Origin of the sequence: Primorskyibacter marinus (genome assembly GCF_003313245.1) — a bacterium.
Lineage (GTDB): Bacteria > Pseudomonadota > Alphaproteobacteria > Rhodobacterales > Rhodobacteraceae > Primorskyibacter > Primorskyibacter marinus.
In genome coordinates, this window is sequence record NZ_QJSD01000005.1 from 58,422 (window position 1) to 83,020 (window position 24,599).

22 protein-coding genes are annotated in these 24,599 nt (G+C 60.7%); 13 read left to right on the forward strand and 9 right to left on the reverse strand.

Features of this window, described 5'->3' with window-relative positions; genetic code table 11:
• Nucleotides 1–391: 391 nt before the first annotated feature.
• Complete coding sequence (locus DMZ65_RS09340) at nt 392–2,671, reverse strand: NADP-dependent malic enzyme (RefSeq protein ID WP_116598744.1); 2,280 nt, start codon at nt 2,669–2,671, stop codon at nt 392–394.
• A 193-nt stretch (nt 2,672–2,864) separates the two neighbouring features.
• Here DMZ65_RS09340 and DMZ65_RS09345 point away from each other — a divergent pair, with 193 nt between their 5' ends.
• The 6 genes from DMZ65_RS09345 to DMZ65_RS09370 are packed head-to-tail and all read left to right on the forward strand — an operon-like array spanning nt 2,865 to nt 8,109.
• Nucleotides 2,865–3,272, forward strand: a complete 408-nt coding sequence (locus DMZ65_RS09345) for a cytidine deaminase (protein ID WP_116598645.1) — start codon at nt 2,865–2,867, stop codon at nt 3,270–3,272.
• A 2-nt stretch (nt 3,273–3,274) separates the two neighbouring features.
• Nucleotides 3,275–4,582 (forward strand): thymidine phosphorylase, encoded by a 1,308-nt coding sequence (locus tag DMZ65_RS09350; protein ID WP_116598646.1) that lies wholly within the window; start codon nt 3,275–3,277, stop codon nt 4,580–4,582.
• A complete protein-coding gene (locus tag DMZ65_RS09355) occupies nt 4,579–5,787 on the forward strand; it encodes a phosphopentomutase (RefSeq protein WP_116598647.1) in 1,209 nt (402 codons plus the stop codon). Before DMZ65_RS09350 ends, DMZ65_RS09355 begins: the two co-directional genes overlap by 4 nt.
• Complete coding sequence (locus tag DMZ65_RS09360; RefSeq protein ID WP_116598648.1) at nt 5,784–6,770, forward strand: adenosine deaminase; 987 nt, start codon at nt 5,784–5,786, stop codon at nt 6,768–6,770. Before DMZ65_RS09355 ends, DMZ65_RS09360 begins: the two co-directional genes overlap by 4 nt.
• Nucleotides 6,767–7,399, forward strand: coding sequence for a uracil phosphoribosyltransferase (gene upp, locus DMZ65_RS09365; protein WP_116598649.1), 633 nt, complete (start codon nt 6,767–6,769; stop codon nt 7,397–7,399). The genes DMZ65_RS09360 and upp overlap by 4 nt, the downstream gene beginning before the upstream one ends.
• The gene (locus DMZ65_RS09370) at nt 7,399–8,109 is read left to right on the forward strand and encodes an SPOR domain-containing protein (RefSeq protein WP_116598650.1); all 711 of its coding nucleotides are present in this window, start codon (nt 7,399–7,401) and stop codon (nt 8,107–8,109) included. Before upp ends, DMZ65_RS09370 begins: the two co-directional genes overlap by 1 nt.
• Before the next feature lie 51 nt (nt 8,110–8,160).
• On the opposite strand, the gene DMZ65_RS09375 is transcribed toward DMZ65_RS09370, so the two are convergent.
• Both DMZ65_RS09375 and DMZ65_RS09380 read right to left on the reverse strand, forming a co-directional pair.
• Nucleotides 8,161–9,180, reverse strand: a complete 1,020-nt coding sequence (locus DMZ65_RS09375) for a M48 family metalloprotease (protein ID WP_116598651.1) — start codon at nt 9,178–9,180, stop codon at nt 8,161–8,163.
• Between the two features lie 87 nt (nt 9,181–9,267).
• Nucleotides 9,268–10,893 carry an AMP-binding protein gene (locus tag DMZ65_RS09380; RefSeq protein ID WP_116598652.1) on the reverse strand — a complete coding sequence of 542 codons (1,626 nt, stop codon included), beginning with the start codon at nt 10,891–10,893 and terminating at the stop codon, nt 9,268–9,270.
• A gap of 105 nt (nt 10,894–10,998) precedes the next feature.
• Here DMZ65_RS09380 and DMZ65_RS09385 point away from each other — a divergent pair, with 105 nt between their 5' ends.
• Complete coding sequence (locus DMZ65_RS09385) at nt 10,999–11,655, forward strand: sulfotransferase family 2 domain-containing protein (RefSeq protein ID WP_116598745.1); 657 nt, start codon at nt 10,999–11,001, stop codon at nt 11,653–11,655.
• Nucleotides 11,656–11,663: 8 nt separating this feature from the next.
• On the opposite strand, the gene DMZ65_RS09390 is transcribed toward DMZ65_RS09385, so the two are convergent.
• On the reverse strand, nt 11,664–11,978 hold the full coding sequence (locus DMZ65_RS09390) for a DUF6476 family protein (RefSeq protein ID WP_116598653.1): 315 nt from the start codon (nt 11,976–11,978) through the stop codon (nt 11,664–11,666).
• Between DMZ65_RS09390 and DMZ65_RS09395 the strand changes: the two genes are divergently transcribed.
• The 3 genes from DMZ65_RS09395 (at nt 11,977) to DMZ65_RS09405 (ending at nt 15,159) form a co-directional block, all read left to right on the forward strand.
• Nucleotides 11,977–13,002, forward strand: coding sequence for an RluA family pseudouridine synthase (locus DMZ65_RS09395; RefSeq protein WP_116598654.1), 1,026 nt, complete (start codon nt 11,977–11,979; stop codon nt 13,000–13,002). The two genes, DMZ65_RS09390 and DMZ65_RS09395, sit on opposite strands and share 2 nt — an antisense overlap.
• 168 nt (nt 13,003–13,170) lie before the next feature.
• Nucleotides 13,171–14,067 carry an RNA polymerase sigma factor RpoH gene (rpoH, locus tag DMZ65_RS09400; protein WP_116598655.1) on the forward strand — a complete coding sequence of 299 codons (897 nt, stop codon included), beginning with the start codon at nt 13,171–13,173 and terminating at the stop codon, nt 14,065–14,067.
• A 117-nt stretch (nt 14,068–14,184) separates the two neighbouring features.
• Nucleotides 14,185–15,159 carry a Gfo/Idh/MocA family protein gene (locus DMZ65_RS09405; protein WP_116598656.1) on the forward strand — a complete coding sequence of 325 codons (975 nt, stop codon included), beginning with the start codon at nt 14,185–14,187 and terminating at the stop codon, nt 15,157–15,159.
• Nucleotides 15,160–15,281: 122 nt separating this feature from the next.
• Here DMZ65_RS09405 and phaZ read toward each other — a convergent pair whose 3' ends face one another.
• On the reverse strand, nt 15,282–16,568 hold the full coding sequence (phaZ, locus tag DMZ65_RS09410) for a polyhydroxyalkanoate depolymerase (RefSeq protein WP_116598746.1): 1,287 nt from the start codon (nt 16,566–16,568) through the stop codon (nt 15,282–15,284).
• A gap of 117 nt (nt 16,569–16,685) precedes the next feature.
• On the opposite strand from phaZ, the gene DMZ65_RS09415 reads away from it, so the two are divergent.
• The 3 genes from DMZ65_RS09415 to phaR all read left to right on the forward strand — a co-directional run bounded on the left by DMZ65_RS09415 (nt 16,686) and on the right by phaR (nt 19,754).
• On the forward strand, nt 16,686–18,479 hold the full coding sequence (locus DMZ65_RS09415; RefSeq protein WP_116598657.1) for a PHA/PHB synthase family protein: 1,794 nt from the start codon (nt 16,686–16,688) through the stop codon (nt 18,477–18,479).
• A 132-nt stretch (nt 18,480–18,611) separates the two neighbouring features.
• Nucleotides 18,612–19,067: a phasin, PhaP gene (locus DMZ65_RS09420; protein ID WP_116598658.1), complete on the forward strand. Its 456-nt coding sequence runs from the start codon at nt 18,612–18,614 to the stop codon at nt 19,065–19,067.
• A 132-nt stretch (nt 19,068–19,199) separates the two neighbouring features.
• Nucleotides 19,200–19,754, forward strand: a complete 555-nt coding sequence (gene phaR, locus DMZ65_RS09425) for a polyhydroxyalkanoate synthesis repressor PhaR (protein WP_116598659.1) — start codon at nt 19,200–19,202, stop codon at nt 19,752–19,754.
• 73 nt (nt 19,755–19,827) lie between these two features.
• Here phaR and DMZ65_RS09430 read toward each other — a convergent pair whose 3' ends face one another.
• The 4 genes from DMZ65_RS09430 to DMZ65_RS09445 all read right to left on the reverse strand — a co-directional run bounded on the left by DMZ65_RS09430 (nt 19,828) and on the right by DMZ65_RS09445 (nt 24,564).
• Nucleotides 19,828–21,021, reverse strand: a complete 1,194-nt coding sequence (locus DMZ65_RS09430) for a DegT/DnrJ/EryC1/StrS family aminotransferase (RefSeq protein ID WP_116598660.1) — start codon at nt 21,019–21,021, stop codon at nt 19,828–19,830.
• A 113-nt stretch (nt 21,022–21,134) separates the two neighbouring features.
• The gene (locus tag DMZ65_RS09435; RefSeq protein WP_116598661.1) at nt 21,135–22,439 is read right to left on the reverse strand and encodes an NAD(P)/FAD-dependent oxidoreductase; all 1,305 of its coding nucleotides are present in this window, start codon (nt 22,437–22,439) and stop codon (nt 21,135–21,137) included.
• Nucleotides 22,440–22,516: 77 nt separating this feature from the next.
• Nucleotides 22,517–23,884, reverse strand: a complete 1,368-nt coding sequence (locus DMZ65_RS09440) for a glutamine synthetase family protein (RefSeq protein WP_116598662.1) — start codon at nt 23,882–23,884, stop codon at nt 22,517–22,519.
• Nucleotides 23,881–24,564 carry a type 1 glutamine amidotransferase gene (locus DMZ65_RS09445; protein WP_116598663.1) on the reverse strand — a complete coding sequence of 228 codons (684 nt, stop codon included), beginning with the start codon at nt 24,562–24,564 and terminating at the stop codon, nt 23,881–23,883. The genes DMZ65_RS09440 and DMZ65_RS09445 overlap by 4 nt, the downstream gene beginning before the upstream one ends.
• Between the last annotated feature and the right edge of the window lie 35 nt (nt 24,565–24,599).

The window sequence follows — 24,599 nt, forward strand, 5'->3', positions numbered from 1 at the left end:
TGGGTGGTTCCACTGCAAAGTTTTGCAAATCATGCGTGATTAGACGTTTCGATGCAAATTATCGGACAGTTTGCAAAATTTAAATGATGTCATGCAAAATCAAGTGCGCGATCACGTTTGACCATGGAGGCGGCCGTTATGCCGGACCAGCCTGCACCATTTTCAGATAAAACCTGTCTGCGCGATGCCCAAGAGGGCTTGCGTGGTCGGATCGCCAAAGAGCACTCCGCGTCTCGTGCGAAATGGCTTGGTTCAGCGGCACCACAAGAGCCAGTTCAGTCAAAAGACCGGATACAAGAAAACCGGCCCCAAGAGGAGCCGGTGATCGGTTCTTGTTAACAAGAGACACGACAACCGCACAGGTTTCGGTCTGCGCGTGCCCTGCGGGGGCTCAGCCGTAATGCGACACCGGGGTGCCCGCGACGGCGGCCATGTTCAGCAGCCCGCGCGGCGTGATCGAGGGCGTCACGATATGGGCGCGGTTGCCCATGCCCATCAGGATCGGACCGACCTCCAGACCTCCGGCCTTCATCTTGAGGATATTTCGCGCGGTAGAGGCCGCGTCGGCATGGCCGAAGATCAGAACGTTCGCTACGCCCTCCATGCGGTTGTTCGGGAAAAGGCGCGCGCGCAATTCGGGGTTCAGGGCCGCATCAACGTTCATTTCGCCCTCGTAGCAGAAATCGCGCGGCTCCTGGTCGAGGATCCTGAGCGCGTCGCGCAACCGTTTGCCAGAGCCTTGGGCCTGGTTGCCGAATTGCGACTGAGAGCAAAACGCGATGTTCGGCGTAATCCCGAACCGGCGCACATGCCGCGCCGCGCCAATCGCGGTCTTTGCCAACTGTTCCGGCGTGGGCAACGTCCAGACATGCGTGTCGGCAATAAACAGCGGCCCGTCTTCAAGGATCATCATCGACAGCGCCCCCACCGGTTTTTGCGTCTCGGTGCCAAGGATCTGGGCGATGTAGTTCAGGTGCCAGCGGAATTCGCCGAACGTGCCGCAGATCAGGCTGTCCGCCTCGCCGCGATGGACCATGACAGACCCGATTGCAGTCGTGTTGGTGCGCATGATCGCGCGGGCCAGGTCGGGGGTGACGCCCCGGCGCGCCATCAATTCGTGATAGCTGCCCCAATAGTCGCGATAGCGCGGATCGTTTTCCGGGTTCACGATGCTGAAATCGCGATCGGGGAGGATCTCCAGCCCCATCCGTTCACAGCGGGCGGCAATCACCTCGGGGCGACCGATCAGAATTGGCAGTTCCGTGGTTTCTTCGAGAATGGCCTGCGCGGCGCGCAGCACGCGCTCGTCCTCGCCTTCGGCAAACACGATCTTGCGGCTGGCCGTTGCTGCGGCCTGAAACACCGGGCGCATCAGCAGGGCGGACTTGTAGACCGAGGCATCCAGTTTGCGGCGGTAGGCCTCCAGATCATCAAGCGGGCGCGTTGCCACGCCGGTCTCCATCGCCGCGCGGGCCACGGCAGAAGACACGATGCTTGACAGGCGCGGGTCAAAGGGTTTCGGGATCAGATAATCGGCACCGAATGTCAGCTGCTCGCCCTGATAAGCCGCTGCCGCTTCGGCGCTGGTTGTGGCGCGGGCGAGTTCCGCGATGCCTTCGATACAGGCGATTTCCATCTCGTCGTTGATCTCGGTGGCACCCACATCCAGCGCGCCACGAAAGATGAACGGAAAGCACAACACGTTGTTCACCTGGTTCGGGAAATCGCTGCGCCCGGTGGCGATGATCGCATCCGGTGCAATCTCGCGCGCGATGTTGGGCATGATTTCCGGCGTCGGGTTGGCAAGGGCAAAGATGATCGGGCGTTTGGCCATCTGGCCGACAAGTTCAGGCTTCAGCACACCGGGACCGGACAGACCCAGGAACAGGTCAGCCCCTTCGATCACTTCGGCCAGCGTCCGCTTGTCAGAGGCTTGTGCGAATGCTGCTTTTTGCGGGTTCATATCCTCGGTCCGGCCCTCATATACCAGCCCCTTCACGTCGCACAGCCAGACGTTTTCACGCTTTACGCCCAGCTTCAGCAGCATGTTGAGGCAGGCAATACCCGCCGCGCCACCACCGGTGGAGACGATCTTGATGTCCTCGAACGCCTTGCCCGCGACATGCAGCGCGTTTGTGGCGGCAGCCCCGACAACGATGGCCGTGCCGTGCTGGTCGTCGTGGAAGACGGGAATATTCATCCGTTCGCGGCACAGTTTTTCAACGATGAAGCAATCGGGGGCCTTGATGTCCTCAAGGTTGATGGCACCGAAAGTGGGTTCCAGCGCGCAGACGATATCGGCCAGTTTTTCGGGGTCGGTTTCGTCCAGTTCAATATCGAAACAGTCGATGCCTGCGAATTTCTTGAACAGGACGGCCTTGCCTTCCATCACCGGTTTGGACGCCATCGCCCCGATATTGCCCAATCCCAGAACCGCCGTGCCGTTGGACACGACGGCGACAAGGTTTCCGCGCGCGGTGTAGCGGGCAGCGGCGCTGTTGTCGGCCTGAATTTCAAGGCAGGCCTCGGCGACGCCGGGCGAATAGGCCCGTGACAGATCGCGCCCGTTGGCCATGGGCTTTGTCGCGCGGATTTCGAGTTTTCCGGGCTTGGGAAACTCGTGATAGTCAAGCGCGGCTTGACGTGCTGTCTCGCTGGGATTGTCGGCCATGGGATCCATCCTCCGGGTGTCTTTACGTCAGGCTTAAACCACTGTCGTGTGAAGCGGAACCATGGACAGCGCGAAACACCTTTTGATAAATGCGAACAGTCGCTGTTTCGACAGGCGCAGCAACGGAAGGCTTGCAATCCCCCGGCGCGCTAACGCACCATTGCCGGACTGATGGATGCGGGGGAGAGGACAGATGACACTCAGACAGTCAGCGTTGGATGTGCGGGACCGGGCCTATGCGCCGTATTCGGGGTTCAAGGTCGGGGCCGCGATCCGCGATACCGATGGTACCCTCCATTTGGGCTGCAATGTCGAGAATATCGCCTATCCCGAAGGCACCTGCGCCGAGGCGGGGGCAATTGCTGCGATGATCGCTGCGGGCGGCGCACGGCTGGCAGAGGTCTATGTTGTGGCCGATGCGCCGATGCCGGTGACGCCATGCGGGGGCTGTCGGCAGAAACTGGCGGAATTCGGCGCGGGGGATGTGCGCGTGACCATGGCCACAACCTCTGGCACCGAACAGGCGATGACCCTGGCCGAGCTGTTGCCCGGTGCCTTCGGCGCAGAGCATATGCGCCGATCAGAGACGGGCGGTGCCTGAGCATGGATGCCCGTGCCGTAAACGCCGCTTTGCGCGAGGGACAGGCGCTGACGTCAGAACAATTGGCATGGTTCGCGCAAGGTCTGGCGGATGGGGTGGTCTCGGATGCTCAGGCCGGGGCCTTTGCCATGGCCGTCTGTCTGCGCGGGCTAAGCAAGGAGGGCCGCGTTGCCCTGACGCTCGCCATGCGCGACAGTGGCGATGTGCTGCATTGGGATCTGGACGCCCCGGTGATCGACAAGCATTCGACCGGCGGCGTGGGCGATTGCGTCAGCCTTGTGCTGGCGCCCGCGCTGGCGGCCTGTGGGGCGTATGTCCCGATGATCTCGGGCCGTGGCTTGGGCCACACGGGTGGCACGCTTGACAAGATGGAGGCTATTCCGGGGCTGGTCACGGCGCTGGACGAGGATCGCTTTCGACAGGTCGTGCGTGACACGGGTGCGGCAATCGTCAGCGCCAGCGCCGATATCGCCCCCGCCGATAAACGCCTTTATGCGATCCGTGATGTGACCGGCACCGTCGAAAGCCTTGATCTGATCACCGCCTCGATCCTGTCCAAAAAACTGGCGGCGGGGCTGGACGGGTTGGTGCTGGACGTCAAGCTGGGCACGGGCGCGTTCATGAAGACGCCAGAGGACGCGCGCGCGCTGGCGCAGGCGCTGGTCGGGACGGCCAATGCGGCAGGATGCAAAACCACTGCGCTGATCACCGACATGAACCAGCCGCTGGCGTCGTCGCTGGGCAATGCGCTGGAGGTCGATGCCAGCCTGCGGGTGCTGACGGGGCTTGATCGCGGCCCGCTCGGAGACCTGAGTGCAGAGCTTGGCGGCGCGCTTCTGGCCTCGGCCGGGTTGGCAGAAAACGCGAAGGAGGGCAGAACGAAAATCGCCGAGGCGATCCGGTCCGGTGCTGCGGCAGAGCGGTTCGGGCGCATGGTCTATGCCATGGGCGGACCTGTGCATTTCGTCGAGGATTGGCAGCGCTTCCTGCCCGAAGCGCCGGTCATCCGCGAGATTGCCGCGAATGCGGCGGGCATTGTCACTGCCATCGACGGCGAGGCGCTGGGGCTGGCTGTGGTTGACCTTGGCGGCGGGCGGCAGGTGGAAACCGACGTGGTGGACCCTGCGGTCGGGCTGTCCGAGGTCGTGCGCCTTGGCGAGCGTGTCGAGAAAGGGCAGCCGCTGGCGCGTGTCCATGCCGCGCGGCTTGGTCAGGCCGATGCGGCAGAGACGGCGGTGCGCGCCGCGATCAGCCTTGGCGACGCGGCGCCCGTCGTGCCACCGCTCGTGCATGAAAGGATTACCCCATGAGCCGCGCTTTTCTGGTTGTGATCGACAGTGTCGGCATCGGCGGCGCGCCGGATGCGGATGCGTTCTTCAACGACGGTGTGCCGGATACCGGTGCCAACACGCTTGCCCATATCGCGCAGGCCTGTGCCGAGGGACGCGCCGAAGAGGGCCGCTCTGGTCCGCTGCGTCTGCCTACGCTCGACGCGTTGGGCTTGGGGGCGGCGGTCCGGCTGGCCTCTGGCGACAATGTGCCGGGGCTGGGTGCCGAACCCGTGGGCCTTTGGGGGGCCGCGACGGAGGTTTCGCCGGGCAAGGACACGCCGTCGGGCCATTGGGAACTGGCGGGTCTACCCGTGCCTTGGGACTGGACCTATTTCCCGAAACAGACGCCGGCCTTTCCCGACGACCTTGTGGCGCAGGTCTGCAAGATCGCGGGCACGAATGGCATTCTGGGCAATTGTCACGGCTCCGGCACGGTGATGCTGGACGAATTTGGCGCAGAGCATATGCAAAACGGCTGGCCAATCTGCTACACCTCTGCCGACAGCGTGTTCCAGATCGCCGCACATGAAGAGACATTCGGGTTGGATCGGCTGCTGGACCTTTGCGAAAAACTGGCCCCGACGCTGCACGAGATGAAAGTCGGCCGCGTCATCGCCCGGCCCTTTGTCGGGGAACCGGGCCATTTCAAGCGGACCGGCAACCGCCACGACTATGCGATCCGTCCGCCGGACCCGGTCTTGACCAACTGGGTGCAGGATGCGGGCCGTCAGGTGTTTGGGGTCGGCAAGATCGGTGACATTTTTTCGATGGAAGGCATTGACGAGGTCCGCAAGGGCGACGATGCCACGCTGATGACACATCTGTCCGATCTGGTCGATGATGCCCCCGATGGCAGCCTGACCTTTGCCAATTTTGTCGAGTTTGACAGCCTTTACGGGCATCGCCGCGACGTGTCCGGCTATGCCCGTGCGCTGGAATGGTTCGACGCAGGGCTGGCGCGGCTGTTGCCGCGGCTGCGCGGCACCGACATGCTGCTGATAACCGCCGACCACGGCAATGATCCCACCTGGACCGGAACCGACCACACGCGCGAACGGGTGCCGGTTCTGGTCGCGGGCCGGGATGCGGGATCGGTGGGACAGGTTGCTTTTGTCGATGTGGCGGCCTCTGTCGCGGATCATCTGGGCGTGGCCAGTCACGGCCCCGGAAGGAGTTTTCTATGAGTTTTCGATCCCTGCCCAAGGTGGAGCTGCACCTGCACCACGAAGGTGCCGCCCCGCCGGAGCTCATCCGGCGGCTCGCGGCCGAAAAATCGGTGAACCTGACAGGCGTGTTTGCCGAGGATGGCAGCTATGCCTACCGCGATTTCGTGCATTTTCTCAGCGTCTACGAGGCGGCAACACAGGTCTTGCAAAGCCCCGAGGATTACGCCCGCCTGACGCGCGCCATCCTGGAACAAAGCGCGGAAAACGGCGTGATCTATGCCGAAACCTTCCTGAGCCCCGATTTCTGCGGCGGCGGGGATGTCGGGGCCTGGCGCGAATATCTACAGGCCATTCGTGAGGCCGCAGAGGAAGGCGAGCGTGATACGGGTGTCACCTTGCGCGGCATTGTCACCTGCATCCGCCATTTCGGGCCGGAACGCGCCAAGCCGGTGGCGCTTTGCGCCGCCGAAACCGCGGGCGACTGGATCGTGGGCTTCGGCATGGGCGGAGACGAGAATATCGGCAATCAGGCCGATTTCGCCTACAGTTTCGATATGGCGCGCGAGGCCGGGTTGCGCCTGACCACCCATGCGGGCGAATGGCGCGGCCCGCAAGAGGTGCGCGAGGCCGTGGATGATTTGCGCGTCGAACGCATTGGTCACGGCGTCCGCGCGATAGAGGATCTGGCGCTGGTCGATGACCTGGCCGAACGCGGCATCGTGTTGGAGGTCTGTCCGGGGTCAAACGTGCGGCTGGGGGTGTATCCGCGTCTCTCTGCGCATCCGATCGAAAAGCTGCGCGCGCGCGGCGTCAAAGTGACAATCTCGACCGATGATCCGCCGTTCTTTCACACCACGATGACACAGGAATATGACAACCTCGCGCGGGTGTTCGGTTGGGAGGAGGATGATTTTCTCGACCTCAACCGTATTGCCGCCAGTGCCGCGTTCTGCGATGACGCCACCCGCGCCCGCATTCTGAAAAAACTGGAGCCCGCATGACCGATCACCTGAACGTCGTTTTACACCCGTTGGTGCAGCACAAGCTTACCCTCATGCGCAAGAAGGACACCTCAACCGGGGTGTTTCGGCAGTTGCTGCGCGAAATCAGCCAACTGCTGGCCTATGAAATCACCGCCAATCTGCCAATGACCACGCGGACCATCGAGACCCCGATGACCGAGATGGAAGCGCCGATGCTGGCGGGCAAGAAGCTGGCGCTGATCTCTATCCTGCGGGCTGGCAACGGGCTGATGGACGGCGTTTTGGAGCTGATCCCCTCGGCCCGCGTCGGCTTTGTCGGGCTTTACCGGGACGAAGAAACGCTGCAACCCGTGCAGTATTATTTCAAGGTGCCGGACAGTCTGAAAGACAGGCTGGTCATTGCGGTGGACCCGATGCTGGCGACGGGCAATTCCTCGGTTGCGGCGATTGATCTGCTGAAACAGGCCGGGGCGACGGATATCCGCTTTCTTTGCCTGTTGGCGGCACCCGAAGGGGTTGCCCGGATGAAAGAGGCGCATCCGGACGTGCCAATCGTGACGGCTGCCTTGGATGAACGGTTGGACGAGAAAGGCTATATCGTGCCGGGTCTCGGCGATGCGGGCGACCGGATGTTCGGCACCAAGTAGTGCAATCGCCGGACGTCGAGACCCTTCGGGACGGTGTGGAAATTGGCAAGATATTGGCGGGGACAGATATGCAGATCGCGAGTTTGATTGCATCGGTGGTGCTGGTCATTGGAACCAGTGCTTTCGGGCAAGAGGCCGGAACAGCGGCCGGGCAGGGGGCTGGTGCATCATCCGGTGATCTGCTTCATGCCCCGGCCGAAGCGCCACCCGCAGAATTTCCCGGCGCGCAATATGTCGACAGCCGGGGATGCATCTTCGTGCGCTCGAAAGACGACGGGCGCGAGGACTGGGTGCCCCGTATCGCCCGGTCCGGGCAGATGATTTGCGGCGCGGTTCCAAGCCTGACGACCCTTGCCGGACAGACACCGCAGGTCCGGCCAATGGCGCGGCTGGCACCGGCCACCGGAGGCAGCGATGCAGCCGCGCGGAATGCGACGCAGCCAATTCCCAATATTGCCGGCACACCCGACCCGAACGGATTGCCTGGCAGGTTTGTGCAGGCCGGATCTTTCAGAAGTGAAAAGACGGCGCAGGAAGCCGTCCAGAAGATCGCGGGCACCGGCTTGCCAGTGACGGTCAAACGCTGGCGGCGCGGCAGGGTGTATTATCAGGTCGTTTTGGCAGGGCCACTTCATGGCACAGTCGCACAGGAGCGCGGCGTGCGTATCGTGCAGGGCGAAGGTTTCAGCGACGCCTATTTAAGAGACTGAGGCGTTTCGCGTCCGGGCAGCGGAAATGCGGCAAGTTTCATCGTCTCGCGTTCAGTTGCCGCAGATGGTTTGCAGGCGGATCCAGTTGCTATCGCTCAGGACTGACGTGTCGGACCCGGTGGGATAGGGGTCGGCCTCGATCAGGCCCAGCACGGATTCGCCCGATACGTCTCGGGCATAGGCATAGGGTGCGGTGCGCAGCTTCGCTTTGGTAAAGGCGGCAATCATCTCGGCGTCAGGCAGGGGGGCGGGCGGCGCGGTCAGGATGCGTTCGGCCTGTGCGTCAAGTGTTTCAGGGGTGAGTTCGCCGCGCGTCAGAAGACGCAGGCTGGACCAGAAACCAGCGGAACGCAGCAGCGCCTCCAATGGATCTTGGCGGTCTGCACGCAGCGCTTCGGCGACGATGTAACCGGCAGGCACGTCCGCATCCTCGAAATCCTCGACCAAGGCGCGGTTCAGCAGAATTGTGCCGCCGGGCAGATGGGCGGTTTCCCGCACGCCGCCGGGCAGAACAACCAATCTGTCAGGCGTGTCCAGAAGGCGCAGTGACAGCGCCTGCAACGCCGGTTGCGCGGCGCGGTCGGCGCAGGCTTGGCCCGAGATGCGGGTGATGCGCGACAGCAGGACCTCGCCGATCTCGGTGCGTTTGACGTCCGGGATCACCGTGACGGTGTGATGCAACAAGGCACCCGGTAGCCAGACGAAAGCCAGCGCCGCCACGACCGCTGCGGCCGACAAGGTCAGCACCAGTCGCAAACGTCCGGGTTTTGGGCGCCGACGGTCGATGACCCTGCGCAAACGCTCGATCGCGTCGAGCATTACAGTGGCATCCTCGCTAAGTTCCAGCGTCTCGCCGGGGTCGCCGTCAGGGTGATAAATGGCCGGAAACTGACCGGGATTTGCCCGTTCCAAGGCCGCGAGCGACCAATGCGTCAGCGCCACGTCCCGCAGGTCGGAAATGGTCAGCGTGGCATCGCCCAGCGACACGACCACCTCGCGGCGTTGATCGTCGGCATTGGCCCGCCAGAGGCCGCTTGCCTCCAATCTGTCGTATTGCTTCAGCGCTGTCATTATCCGGGCTGCTCTGGCTTATTATTGCGCGGAAGCTAGCACGCCGACGACATGCCCGGCAATGCAGCACCGTCCGCAACCCGGCACCTACAGATCGGCCGCACGCTTGCGCAGTTCGAATTTCTGGATCTTGCCCGTGGAGGTTTTGGGCAACTCTTCGAACGCGATCTTCTTGGGCGTCTTGAACCCGGCCAGCCGCGCGCGGACGAAAGCGATCAGGTCGGCCTCTGTGACTGTGCGTCCCTGTTTCAGCTCGACGAAGGCGCAGGGCACCTCGCCCCATTTGTCATCCGGTCTGGCCACCACGGCACACAGGCTGACCGCCTCATGCGCCATCAGCGCGTTTTCCACTTCGACCGACGAGATATTCTCGCCGCCCGAGATAATGATGTCCTTGGCGCGGTCGGCGATCTGGACATGGCCGTCAGGGTGCATCACGGCGATGTCGCCGGAATGGAAATACCCGCCCGAGAAGGCCTCGGCGGTGGCTTCCGGGTTCTTGAAATACCCTTTCATCACGCCATTGCCGCGGAACATGATCTCGCCCCGGCTGGCGGCATCGCGCGGCACCTCGGCCATTGCGTCATCCATCACGGTCACACGATCAAGGAACGGCATCGCCACGCCTTGCCGTGCCTTGACGGCGGCGCGCTCTTCTCCTTCAAGCCGGTCAGAATGCGCCAGCCAGAGGCTTTCGGTGCCGGGGCCGTAGGTCTCTGTCAGGCCGTAAACCTGCGTGACGTTGAACCCCATGGGTTCGATCTGTGACAGGGTGGACGGGGCAGGTGGTGCGCCTGCGGTGAAAACCTCGACCGTCTGGGAAAATTCGCGACGGTCGGCTTCGGATGCGTTGATCAGCGCATTCAGCACGATGGGCGCGCCGCCGAAATGCGTGACGCCCTCATCCGCGATGGCGTCGAAGATCGCCTTGGCGGTGATGTCGCGGCAGCAGACCACGGTGCCGCCGACCATTGGCATCATCCATGTGTGGCACCAGCCATTGCAATGAAACAGCGGCACGATCGTCAGATAGACGGGCTGCAAGGTGATGCGCCAACTGATGACCTGCCCCATCGCGCTGAGATAGGCACCGCGATGGTGACAGACCACGCCTTTCGGATGCCCGGTGGTGCCCGAGGTATAATTGAGCGCGATGCTTTCCCATTCGTCCTGCGGCAGGATCCATTCGAAATCCGGGTCTGCCGAGGTCAGCAGATCCTCATAGGTCCGGTGCCGCCCGCTGGCTTTGAACCCTGCCTGCGGATCAGGGCATTCGATCAGCGTTGGTTCGGGGCCGTCCAGCGCGGCGATGGCGTTTTCCGCCAGATCAATGAACTGGCTGTCGACCAGCAGTACCTTGGCACCGCCGTGATCCAGAATGTAGCTGACGGTGGCAACGTCCAGCCGGGTGTTGATGGTATTGAGAACCGCGCCACAGGCGGGTGCGCCGAAATGCGCCTCTGCCTGCGGGGGCAGGTTGGGGATGATCGTCGCCACCACATCGCCCGGCGCAATGCCAAGCGCGGCCAGCCCGGATGCCAGCCGCGTGCACCGTTCGTAATATTCGGCATAGGTTACCCGGTGCGTGCCATAGACCATCGCGGTCTCATCAGCGAATACATCTGCCGCGCGGATCAGTCCTGAAAGCGGCGTCAGTGGTGTATAGTTCGCGGCGCATTTATCCAGCCCGGTTTCATCTGCAAGCCACCCCATCGGAACCTCCGCAATTTGCTGTGTTGGCTGACTATGCGGCGCTTTGCAGAGAGTGAAAACCCCTTTGCGCTTTTCCCCGGCTGGCGGCGCGCTAAACTGCGGCGCATGATTATTTCCGAAGGGCGCGCCTATATCTTTGTGCATATCCCCAAGACCGGCGGCACCTCGATGGCACTGGCGCTGGAGGCGCGTGCGATGGCCGAGGATATTCTGATCGGCGACACGCCCAAGGCGCTGCGCAGGCGCGGGCGGCTGAAGGGGTTGCAGCCGCGTGGCAGGCTTTGGAAACACAGCACATTGGCGGATATCGACGGCGTGCTGGCACCTGCGCAGATCGCCGCGATGTTCACCTTCACCATCGTGCGCAATCCCTGGGACCGGGCGGTGAGCTATTATCACTGGCTGCGCGCGCAGAGCTTTGCGCATCCGGCAGTGACACTGGCGCAACAGACTGATTTCGCGGCATTCCTGCGCGATCCGCAGATTGTGCGCAGCCTGCATGGCGCGCCGGCGCGGCACTACATGACGGATGCGACGGGGGTTGAACGTGCCTCGGCTTACCTGCGACTGGAACATATCGAAGAGGACATGTCGGTGCTCTCTCGGCATCTGGGGTTCACGCCCGATTTGCCGCATGTGAACCGGTCGGACCGGGCGGATGACTATCGCCAGCATTATGACGACGCGCTGGCCGGGCATCTGTCAAAACTCTGCGCCGAGGATATTGCCCGTTTTGGCTATCGCTTCGACGCGGAGGGGTAGGCGGCGCGTCAGGGTGCCGGGCGGACCTCTATGGTGTTGACAAGTTTTCCGTTGGCGCGGTCGAAAATCAGGATGCGGTCATCGGCCGTGACCACCGCGTACCAGTCCGAGCCTTGGGTGAAGGCGGTGGCCGTGGTCCCGTCCGGCAGGGTGATCGCCTCCGGCAAAGGGGCGCGCTGGTCAGAGTAGCGGATGACAACCAGCGCAATGATGATTAGAAGTCCCGCGATCATCGTGCCGGTCAGGATCGTGACCAGCATCCGCAGAAATTTCAGGTTTGCCGGTTCTTCGAAAACCTCGTCCGGCTTGGGAGCGTCATCCATGGATACCACCGTGATTAGCGTCACGATCGGGCTGGCCCCGCCGCCCCGCCTTGATAAGGCGCTTTCGCGGGATGTGCCAGACGCGGCATCGCTGTCGCGCACAAGGCTGGCACGGCTGATTGCCGATGGCTGCGTTGCGCTGAATGGCACTGTGGTGACAGACGCCAAGGCCAAGGTATCAGAAGGCGACGTGCTGGAGATCACCGTGCCGGTGGCGACCGAAAGCCATATTGGCCCGGAACCGATCCCGCTTGAGATCGTTTACGAGGACGACGACCTTATCGTGGTGGACAAGCCTGCGGGGATGGTGGTGCATCCCGCGCCGGGCACACCGACGGGCACATTGGTCAACGCTCTTTTGCACCACTGCGGCGACACGCTGTCAGGCGTCGGCGGCGAAAAGCGCCCCGGCGTCGTGCACCGGATCGACAAGGACACGACCGGATTGCTGGTTGTGGCCAAGACGGACCGGGCGCATCACGGGCTGGCCGCGCAGTTCGAGGCCCATACCGCCGAACGCGCCTATCGGGCGATTGTCCACGGCATGCCAGATACGGGCGATCCGCGTCTGCGCGGCATTCGCGGTGTCTCGGTCGAGCCGGGGGCGGTGATCCGCATCACCACGCAGTTGACGCGCCACAAGACGGACCGGCAAAAGCAGGCCGTGGTGTTCAATGGTGGACGACATGCCGTCACGCGGACGCGGGTGCTGGAAGGGTTTGGAACACCGCCTGCGGTGGCGCTTGTCGAATGCAGGCTGGAAACCGGGCGCACGCATCAAATCCGCGTCCATATGGCCCATGCCGGTCACGGGCTTGTCGGGGACCAGACCTATGGCGGGCACCGAAAGATCGCGGCAAGGGCTTTGACCGACACGGCACGAGACGCTGTATCGACGTTTCCGCGACAAGCGCTGCATGCCGCCGTGTTGGGATTCAAGCATCCCGCGAGCGGTGAGGTGATGCGATTTGAGTCGCAGCTTCCTGCCGATATGGCGCTGCTTTTGGCGCAATTGCGCGCATGACGTGGTCAAATACACAGCACATGCGCGTGAGCGCACTGACATAATGATTTCATCCCGACGGAAATGGCTTAACTAAACGTTATAGTTTTGCACGCTACGGGAGTTGAAAGCCCGTACCGAGATACCTAAGTTGATGTTAAGCCCTTAAACATGGGGAGGGACATATCCATGAGTAACTACAAAAACCTGCCGGCACCGACGCCAGAAGGCGGCCTGAACCGCTATATGCAGGAAATCCGGAAGTTCCCGCTGTTGGAGCCGGAAGAGGAATACATGCTGGCCAAACGCTGGGTCGAAGAGCAGGACACCGAGGCCGCCCACAAGATGGTGACATCGCACCTGCGTCTCGCGGCCAAGATCGCCATGGGCTATCGCGGCTATGGTCTGCCGCAGGCCGAGGTGATTTCCGAGGCGAATGTCGGTCTGATGCAGGCGGTCAAACGCTTTGATCCAGAGCGCGGCTTTCGACTTGCAACCTATGCGATGTGGTGGATCCGCGCCTCGATCCAGGAATATATCCTGCGCTCGTGGTCGCTGGTAAAGCTTGGCACGACCTCGGCCCAGAAAAAGCTGTTCTTCAACCTGCGCAAGGCAAAATCCCGCATTGGCGCGCTGGAAGATGGCGATTTGCGGCCCGAGCATGTCGAGCGGATCGCAAATGATCTGGGCGTGACAGAGACCGAAGTCATCTCGATGAACCGGCGTCTGTCGGGCGGGGATGCGTCGCTGAACGCCACGGTCGGGCAAGAGGGCGAAGGCTCTATGCAGTGGCAGGACTGGTTGGAGGACGAAGATGCCGACCAGGCCAGCGATTATGAAGAGCGTGACGAGTTGGAAACGCGCCGGGCGCTGCTCGCCGAGGCGATGTCGGTGCTGAACGATCGTGAAAAGGACATTCTGACCCAGCGCCGCCTGGCCGACCAGGCCGTCACACTGGAAGAACTGTCCGGACAGTATGATGTCAGCCGCGAACGCATTCGGCAGATCGAGGTGCGGGCCTTCGAAAAACTACAAAAGAAGATGCGCGATCTGGCAAGCGATGCCGGGATGACACTCGCGCAGTAACGCTGCCCATATGCCGACACCTGACAGGCCCCCATCGTGGGGCCTGTTTGCACATCTGATGGGCTGTTGACCTAAGGGGCGGCAAAGGTAAGGTGTTCACAACAGGGAGAAAACGCAATGAGCAAACACATCCGCTGGGGTATTCTGGGTGCCTCGAACTTCGCGTTGAACCACATGGCACCCGCCATTCACTCTGCGCGTGGTGGCGCGTTCAGTGCGCTTGCAACCTCTGACGCTGAAAATGCAAAGCCCTTTGTCGAGAAGGTGCCCGGCCTGACGGTGTTTGAGGATTACGATGCTCTGCTGGCCGACGACCAGATTGATGCAATTTATGTGCCGCTTCCGAACCATCTGCATGTCGAATGGACATTGAAGGCCTTGCGTGCCGGCAAGCATGTTCTGTGTGAAAAGCCGATTGCCATGCGGGCCGATCAGATCGACCAGATCATTGCCCTGCGCAATGAAACCGGGTTGCTCGCAGCCGAGGCCTATATGATCGTGCATCACCCGCAATGGCAGAAGGCCAAGGCGCTATACGAAGCCGGTGCAATTGGCGAACTCGTTCGCGTCTCTGGCGCGTTTTCCTACGATAACAGCGCCGATGGCGGAAATATTCGCAACAGGCCCGAAACCGGTGGCGGCGCGATTCCGGATATTGGTGTCTATACCTATGGCTCGACCCGTTTCGTGACCGGGCAAGAGCCGCAGGAGATCCTGTCCACGGCGATCCGCTATGAAAATGACGTGGATGTGTGGTCGCATATCACGGCACAATTTCCGTCATTCCACTATACGTCCGTCAATTCCATGCGGATGAGCCCCTGGCAGGACATGACATTCCATGGGTCCGAAGGGGTGATGCGTCTGACCGCGCCGTTCAATCCGATGGTCTACGGCGAGGCGCGCATTGATCTGCATCGCGCCAGTGGCGAGATCGCCGTTTACCGGTTTCCTTCCGACAACCACTATGTGCTTCAGGTCGAGGCGTTCAACCGATCCGCGACAAGCGGTGCCGCATATGCCTGTCCGCTGGAGTTTTCTCAAGGAACGCAGGCGATGATCGACATGGTGTTCGACAAGGACCGGGGTTGAGCCGACAGCCTTGCGGCTGGTCTGTTCCCCGCACGACCGTCTTGCATAAGAGGAGGGCCGAACCATCGCTGGTACGGCCCTGTCTTGTGATTGCTCCAACGCGACGCCCCGGAGATTTCCGATCAGGCGGCGGCGTTCTTGTTCGCTGTCTTGGTGGTTTTGGCGGCAGGCTGTGGCGCGTCCGAATTGGCGTCGATGAATTCCAACACCAACGGACGAATGTTCTGCCGCCAACTCTTGCCTGCGAAGATGCCGTAATGGCCGGCACCCGGTTCGAGATGGCTGGCTTTCTTGGACTCGGGCAGGCCGGTGCACAGCGCCAGCGCCGCCACGCATTGACCGGGGGCCGAAATATCGTCCTTGGCACCTTCGACCGTCTTGACGGCAACGCTGGTGATCTTGCCGATATCAACCAATTTGCCTTTGACGGTAAATTCGTTCTTGGCAATCTCGCAATTCTTGAACACGCGTTCCACCGTGGACAGATAGAACTCCGCAGGCATGTCCATCACGGCCAGATATTCATCGTAGAATCGGTTATGCGCGTCATGGTCAGAGGCTTCGCCACGGCTGACCCGCATGATCTGGTCATTGAACGCCTTGGAGTGCCGTTCGGCGTTCATCGAGATGAACGAAGACAGTTGCAAGAGGCCGGGATAGACCATCCGCCCGACGCCATTATACTTGAATCCGACGCGTTGGATCATGGTCTCTTCAAGCTGACCCATTGTAACGCGTGCGCCGAAATCGGTCACATCGGTCGGCGCTGCATCGGGATCAATCGGCCCGCCGATCAGGGTCAGCGAACGCGGTTGCGCATCGGGATCTTCTTCGGCCAGATAGGCGGTGGCGGCCAGCGTCAGCGGTGCGGGCTGGCAAACGGCGATCACATGGGTGTCGGGACCGAGATGGCGCATGAATTCGACAAGGTAGAGGGTGTAATCCTCGACATCGAATTTGCCTTCGCTCACCGGGATGTCGCGGGCATTGTGCCAGTCGGTTACATAAACCTCGCAGTCAGGCAGCAAAGAGATGACTGTCGATCGCAGCAGCGTGGCATAATGCCCCGACATCGGCGCGACCAAAAGCACTTGCCGGGGTTTCGGTTCGCGCCCCTGTACTTTAAAATGGATCAGGTCACCGAAGGCGCGCTGAACAACGTTCTGCTTGACCACAACGTGATCTTTTCCGTCTTCGCAAGTGATAGAACGGATGCCCCATCCCGGTTTTGCGGTCATTCGTTCGAAAGATCGTTCCGTAACCTCGCCCCAAGCCGCCATCCACTGCAACGCAGGGTTGGGAATCAGGGCAAACGCAGGGTAGGATGCAGCAGCCTTGGCCGTCGCTCCCAACCACTGGTTGGTGTTGCGAAGGGTTTCCATAAGGTCGTACGTCGCCATGTAGCGCATGTGCGTCTCCATAAGTCCGGGCAGGCAAGCCGGTTCATTTCGTCGCTTTGCCCCCCAACAAGAGGCGACAGGATATTTTATTCTGCGTAGCAGCAAAAGTAAGGGGGAAATTTTCCAATGACAACTAAAGACGTTGCCGCAGGGCAGAATTTGGATCGGCTGAAGGAAAATTTGACGCGTGTTGAGGAGTTGTCGCAACGTTTGATGGCCGCGATGTCGCAAAAACAGCCGGTAAATCCGGCACTCAGCGGCCCGAATCAAGAGTTGTATACCAAGGCTATGCAGACCTATTGGACGGAGGCCGTTCAGAACCCGTCGAAGCTTCTTGAACACCAGATCGAATTCTGGGGCAGCTCTCTGAAGCATTTTGTCGAGGTACAACAGACGCTTGCGCGCGGAAAACTGGAGGCACCCGAAGATCCCGGCCCGAAAGACCGGCGGTTTGCCAACCCGCTGTGGGATTCGCACCCTTATTTCAACTTCATCAAGAAGCAGTATCTGATCAATGCGGATACGATTTCTCGTGCTGTCGAGGACATCGAACATCTCGACAATATCGAAAAGCGTCGGCTGACGTATTTCTCGCGGCAGATCCTTGATATGATGGCACCGACCAATTTTTTCGGCACCAACCCGGATGCATTGCAGAAGGCGGTTGAGACGGATGGCGAGTCCCTGGTCAAAGGTCTCGAAAATCTGGTGTCTGACCTTGAAGCCAACAATGGCGAGTTGGTGGTGCGCCTGGCGGATGAAAAGGCCTTTGTGCTGGGCGAGAATATTGCCACGACACCGGGCGAAGTTGTCTATCGCAACAAGATGATGGAGCTGATCCAGTACACGCCGGACACCGATCAGGTCTATGCCACGCCGATCGTGCTGTTTCCGCCGTGGATCAACAAATTCTACATTCTCGACCTGAAAGAGCAGAACAGCTTTATCAAATGGGTGACGGATCAGGGTTACACGCTGTTCGTCGTCAGTTGGATCAATCCCGATCCCAGCTACCGCGACGTGGGGCTGGAGGATTACATAGAGGATGGCTACCTGACCGCTTTTCGGGAAGTGAAAAAGATCACCGGACAATCTGAAGTAAACGCGGTGGGCTATTGCATTGCCGGGACCACGCTGTCGCTGACGCTGTCGCTGATGAAGCAGCTCGGCGACAAGACGGTAAAATCGGCCACGTTCTTTACCACGCTGACAGATTTCAGCGATCAGGGCGAATTCACCCCTTTCCTGCAAAACGACTTTATCGACGGGATAGAACAAGAGGTCGAGGCCAAGGGGATGCTGCCATCCTTTGTCATGGCGCGAACCTTCAGCTTTCTGCGGTCGACGGATCTTATCTACGGTCCGGCGATCAAAAGCTATATGATGGGGGAAACGCCGCCCGCTTTCGACCTGCTTTACTGGAACGGCGACGGTGCCAATCTGCCCGCCAAGATGGCGATGCAGTATCTGCGCGGCCTGTGCCAGCGGAACGAATTCTCCGAGGGCACGTTCGAGCTTATGGGCCACACACTGAAACTGTCCGACGTTGATGTGCCTCTCTGTGCAGTCACTTGCGAAACCGATCACATTGCTGCTTGGAAAGACTGCTACCGGGGTGTTCAAAAGATGGGAGCGCGGTCCAAGACCTTCATCGTGTCGGAATCCGGCCACATTGCAGGCATCGTCAATCCGCCGTCCAAGAAGAAATACGGGCATTACACCAACACCGATCTGAAGCAGGACGCAGACGGCTGGATGGAGGGTGCGACCTTCACCGCCGGGTCGTGGTGGCCGCGGTGGGAGGAATGGCTGCGAAAGCGTTCCGGCAAGAAGGTGGACGCGCGAAAACCGGGTGATTCGGACCATCCGACGCTTGGGCCCGCCCCCGGAACCTATGTGGCGATCAAGGCAATTCGCTGAAAACATTGGTCAAACAAACATTTTGCTGCGTCGCAGCATTTAATTCTTGAAATGCCGCGTCGCAGCATGCATATTCTCTTCAATCGCAGGAAACGGGGTGGGCCCGGGTCCAGCATTGAAAGGAATTTAACAATGGCTAAGACACAAGATCCGACCGCAATGATGAAAGACATCATGGGCGCGTTCCCGGTTGACACGAAAGCAATGGAAGACGCGTTCAAGACCACGGCGACTCTGAACGAGAAGCTCTCGGGTGTTGCACTTGAAGCCGCCGAGAAGTCGACAGAAATCTCCGCCAAGTGGGCCAAGGACACACTGACCAAACTGGCAGACATGTCCAAAGCCAAAGCAGAGCCTGCTGACTACGCCAAAGCGATGACCGATTTCGCATCCGCTCAGGCTGAAGTCGCTTCCGAAAACATGGCCGCTTTCGCTGAAATCGCGAAAAAGGTTCAGATGGACACGGTTGAGCTGATGATGGCTGCCGGCAAGGACATCTCTGAAGACGCATCCGCGGCTGTCAAAAAGGCAACCAACGACGCGACAGCCGCTGCCAAAAAGGCAACTTCTGCCGCAACTGCGAAGTAAGTTATAATAACTACTGCGCCAACACCTCCCAGCGCGGCGCAGGGGTAGGGGCGGGCTTTATGCCCGCCCTTTCTTTTTGTTCTGCACTCGCATAAGCTTTTCTGCATTGCTGCATTCTTGGGGAGAACCTTCTTGGCTGACACCGATAAACCGCTGCTGATCAAGCGCTATGCAAGCAGACGACTCTACAATACCGAGACCAGTGATTACGTCACGCTTGAAGATATTGCAGGCTTCATTCGCGCCGGCCGCGAGGTTCAGATCGTCGATCTGAAATCCGGCGATGACCTGACCCGTCAATATTTGCTGCAAATCGTGGCTGAACATGAAAGCAAGGGCGAAAGCGTCCTGCCGATCAATGTGCTCACCGATCTTGTGCGCAGCTATACGACGCAGGCGACCTCTGTCGTGCCACAATTCCTTGCGGCCTCCTTCGATATGTTCCGCGACAGCCAGTCGAAATGGGTCGACAACATGAACTCGATGAACCCGATTTCCAAGGTTCCGGGGTTTGAGGCAGTTCAGGCGCAGCAAGAAGCGTTTGTTAAGGCGATGACCAGCGGAATTGGCAACACTTGGACCGGCCCCGGCAAGGACCCCAACGCCGAGAACGGCGATGAGGACCTGGAAGACATCAAAAAACAGCTCGCGGAGTTGCAGGCAAAACTGTCCAAACTCTCCAAGTGATAAAGCCTGTGACCGGAGACGCAGTAAAAGCCCGGTTACATATTCCGTTTCTTGTGTGTCTGATCGCCGTTTTTCAGGTGCCGTAGGCAGGCAGGGGGGGCATCACTGCCGCGGCCGCACCGGTCAAGGCATCTGCCACGAATTTCAGTTCAGGCATCGTCAGTCGTGCCGGAAGACGTACATCGCAGGCCTGTTTCAGCATGGCGCGGGTCTTGGGCAGATCCGGGATTCCGCCCGGAAGAAACTTCCAATTCCAGAACGCGCGTGCATTGTCCGTGGACAGGCCGAAAATCTGTACCTTGACCCCGGCTGCTGCGGCGGCTTCGGCAAAGCGCGCGGCATCTTCACCGTCCATGCCGACAAGGTTGAACTGGATCGAATCCGGCGCGCGTTCTTCAGGTGACAGCGGGGCAGGGACGTCCAGCCAAGGCGACTGGTTCAGCCGTTCGGCAACAAAGTCGTGGTTTTCCCGCCCATCACGCACCCTGCGCGAAAGTTCTTCCAATTGCGGGCGGATGACAGCCGCGCTGAGGTTGCCCATGCGCAGATTGTAAAGCGGCAGCAGATTCTGCCAGCGCTGGAACGCAGCCGCCAGCCCGTCATGCTTTTTCCAGTTATGCTCATAGGCACCGGACATGATCACCGCCTGAGCGACAATATCCGCGTCATCGGTGATCAGGATGCCACCTTCGCCCGCGTTGATCAGCTTGTAGCTTTGGAAACTGAAACATCCGATCTTGCCGATCGTGCCGATCTTGCGACCGTCCCATTCAGTTCCCAGGGAATGCGCGGCATCCTCGATCACCGGGATGTCACGGGCATCGGCCAGTTCCATGATGCGGTCCATATCAGACGTGTGTCCGCGCATATGGCTGATCAGAACCGCCTGCACATCGTCCAGCTTCGCCTCGAAGTCTTTCAGATCAATACGGTAATTTGTACCGACCTCGCACAGGACCGGATGGCAATCCGCGTGCAGAACGGCAGAGGGTACGGCGGCGAAGGTGAAGGCAGGGATCAGCACCCGTGCACCACGCGGCAGACCCAACGCCTTGAGCGAAAGGAACAGTGCGGCAGAGCAGCTTGACACCGCCAGCGCATATTTCACGCCCATCATATCGGCGAATTCGCGCTCCAGCAGGGACACCGGTGCGTCCTGTGCGGCATGATAGCGGAAAAGATCGCCCGATTGCAGCAGCTCCTCGACCGCTTTCAAGGCGGCTGCGGGGATCGGCTCGGCGTCATGCATCTTGGGTGCGGTGACCATATTTCAATTTCCCAAATAGACCTTTCTGATTTTGTAAACTTATGACGCGACACCGCAAAGCGAAAAATGCCCGCGCCACGGGGTTTTCATCGAATTGTCACATAGAAGTGTGGTCAGACGCCCAACCGGTCCCGCAGCGCGTACCAGCTCATCGCCAGGGCCAGCAGGGGATTGCGCATCATCGTGCCGCCGGGAAAAGGCTGCGCCGGGACCGCCGCCATCGCCTCGAACCCATCGGTCTGGCCTTCGATGGCGCGTGCCATAAGTTGACCGGCATGCACGGCCGTGCCCACACCATGCCCGGAATAGCCCGAGGCCGACAGGATGTTCGGTGCAACCCGTGCGAGATAGGGCATTCGCCGCATGGTGATCGCAAGCGTTCCACCCCAGGCATGGTCGATGCGGACGTCCTTTAGCTGCGGAAAACTGTGCTCCATCGGTTTGCGCACAAGGGCCGCAATGTCCGCCGGGAACTTGTAGCCATAGCTTTCGCCACCACCGAACAGCAGGCGGCCATCGTGGCTCATCCGAAAATAATTGACCACGAACCGATCGTCAGCCACTGCGACGTTCCGCGCCAGAATCTCGGCGGCCCGATCGCCCAGGGGTTCTGTCGCGGCGATAAAGTTGTTGATCGGCATCACCCGTGCCGCGACCTTGCGGTTCAATCCGCCCAGATAGCCGTTGCAGGCAAGGATGACATGATCGGCAATCACGCGCCCGCCCTCTGTTTGGATGGTTGCCGGGGGGCCTTCGGTCAGGTGATGCACTTGACTTGTTTCATGGATCTGCACGCCAGCGTCGCGCGCTGCCCGCGCCAGCCCAAGTGCCAGTTTCAAAGGGTGCAGATGCGCGGCACCGTGGTCAAGAATGGCCCCCAGATGCTGTGGCGCGCGGCAGATCGCCTGCCAGTCGTTGGTCCGCAGCGCGTCTATCTCTTCGTAGCCGTAGCGCGCGGCCAGATGTTCGGCATAGCGGTGCAACCCGTCCACGGATCCTTGCGACGTACCGGCCCAGGCCACGCCTGGCGTCAGGTCGCAGGCAATATCGTGGCGCGCGATCAGATCCTTGACCAGTGTCTTGGCATCCTCGGCCAGTTCCCACAGCACGCGCGCCGGACCGTCGCCCATCAGCTTTTCCAGCCCATCCTGCGTCAGCCGCTGTCCGGATCCCAACTGCCCGCCATTGCGCCCCGATGCGCCAAAGCCCACGCGATGCGCCTCGATCAGCACCACCGACCGGCCCGCCTGCGCCAGATGCAGCGCGGCTGACAGCCCGGTATAACCGCCGCCCACCACGCAGACATCCGCGCGGACCTCGCCGCGCAGGGGCGCAAACGGCGCGAGAGGCGTGGCCGTCGCGGCATACCATGACGCCGGGTAGGTGCCTCGTCTGTCATTGGAAAACAGCAAATCCACGACGCAGGTCCCTGTTTTGTTGCCTCAGGTCATTCGGAAAGGGGCAAAGCCCGTCCCCTTCCTCGCTTGTGGAACGATCAGACGTTCAACAGCAGATGTTCGCGTTCCCACGGGCTGATCACTTGCAGGAATTCTTCGTATTCGGTGCGTTTCACGATGGAATAGACCCGCGCAAATTCCGGGCCAAGCACCTTGTGCAGCGCCTCTGCCCCGTCGAACACATCCAGGGCCTGTCCCAGCACGCGGGGAATATCGCCTCCGCCCTCATAGGCATCGCCACGGAATTGTTTTTGCGGGCGGATTTCCTCCATCATGCCCAGATAGCCGCAGGCCAGCGACGCGGCGATGCCCAGATAGGGGTTGCAATCCATTCCCGCCAAGCGGTTTTCCACGCGCCGTCCGTCGGGGCTGGACAGGGGAATGCGAATACCGGTCGTGCGGTTGTCGCGCCCCCATTCCAGATTGATCGGTGCGGCCTGATCTTTCACATAGCGGCGATAGCTGTTCACATAAGGTGCCATCACGGCGATGGCCGAGGGCATATAGGTCTGCAACCCGCCAATGAAATGGAAGAACGCGTCGGTTTCACCGCCCTGCGGTCCGGAAAAGGCGTTCAGCCCGGTTTCAACATCCAGCACCGAATGGTGGATATGCATGGCGCTGCCCGGCTCGTCCGCGATGGGTTTGGCCATGAAGGTCGCGAAACAATCGTGGCGCAAGGCAGCTTCGCGGATCAGCCGCTTGAAGTAGAACACCTCATCGGCCAGTTTCAGAGGATCACCATGTTGCAGGTTGATCTCCAACTGTCCGGCACCGCCTTCCTGCGTGATGCCGTCAATCTCGAATCCCTGCGCCTCGGCAAAGTCGTAGATATCGTCGATCACCGGGCCAAACTCGTCCACGGCGGTCATCGAATAGGCTTGTCGTGCGGCTGCGGGCCGACCTGAGCGGCCCATCATCGGCATGATGTCCTTGGCCGGGTCCAGATTGCGCGCCACGAGGTAGAATTCCATCTCGGGCGCGACCACGGGCTGCCAGCCCTGATCATGATAAAGCTGCACGACCCGGCGCAGCACATTGCGCGGCGCGTAGGGAATGGGCCGGTCCTTGCGATCATAAGCGTCGTGGATCACCTGCAATGTCCAGTCACCCGTCCAGGGGGCGGCGGTGGCGGTGGCCATGTCCGGGCGCAGGATCATGTCACGCTCGATAAAGCCTTCGTGCTCGTCGGCAGCCTCGCCCCAGTCACCGGTGATGGTCTGATAAAAGATGCTGTCGGGCAGGTGAAAATGCTTCTGCCGGGCAAATTTGCTGGCGGGCACCGCCTTGCCACGCGCGATGCCGGGCAGGTCCGAGATGATGCATTCGACCTCGTCAAGGCGGCGACCTTCCAGATAGGCGCGGGCCGGGTCGGGCAAGCCATCCTGCCAGTCAGTGTCGCTCATGTGATCCTCTTTTCCTTGAAGAACAGCGCAAACATCTCGGCCAGTCGCGTGCTGTCCGTGTCGGCGTCAAAGCGGGATAGCGCCTGCTGACGCAGCGGTTCGGGCACGACGCCTTGGGCCCGCTTGTCCAGAAGCCCCTTGAGATAGGTCCGGTCAATCTCGGGGTGCGGCTGGATGGTGAAGGCGCGATCGCCATATAGCAGTGCCGCATATTTGCAGAAATCGGTGGAGGACACCGTTTGCGCACCTTCGGGTGCCACCACGACCTGATCCTGATGCCAAGCGTTCAGGTTCAGGGTCTCGCCCAATATGTCATAGCTTGTGCGCCCGACAGACCAGCCGCCCGCAAATTTCTCGACCTTGCCGCCAAGCGCCTGCGCTATGATCTGATGGCCGAAACACACGCCGATCATGGGCCGCCCCGAGGCGTAGATGTCGCGGATCAATTCCTCAAGCGGCGGTATCCACGGATGATCCTCATAGGCACCAAAGCGCGACCCGGTGATCAGCCAGCCTTCGGCAACTTCCGGGCCGTTCGGAAACTCGCCGTCCACGACCGCGTAGTTGCGGAAGGTCAGGTCACGGCCTGCCAGAAATTGCGCAAAGATTTCCGGATAATCACCGTTCTCCGCGACAAGGTCTTGCGCGACATGACCGGTTTGTAAAATGCCAATAAGCATGGGGCACCAATGTTGGGGTTCTCGTCAAACCTAAA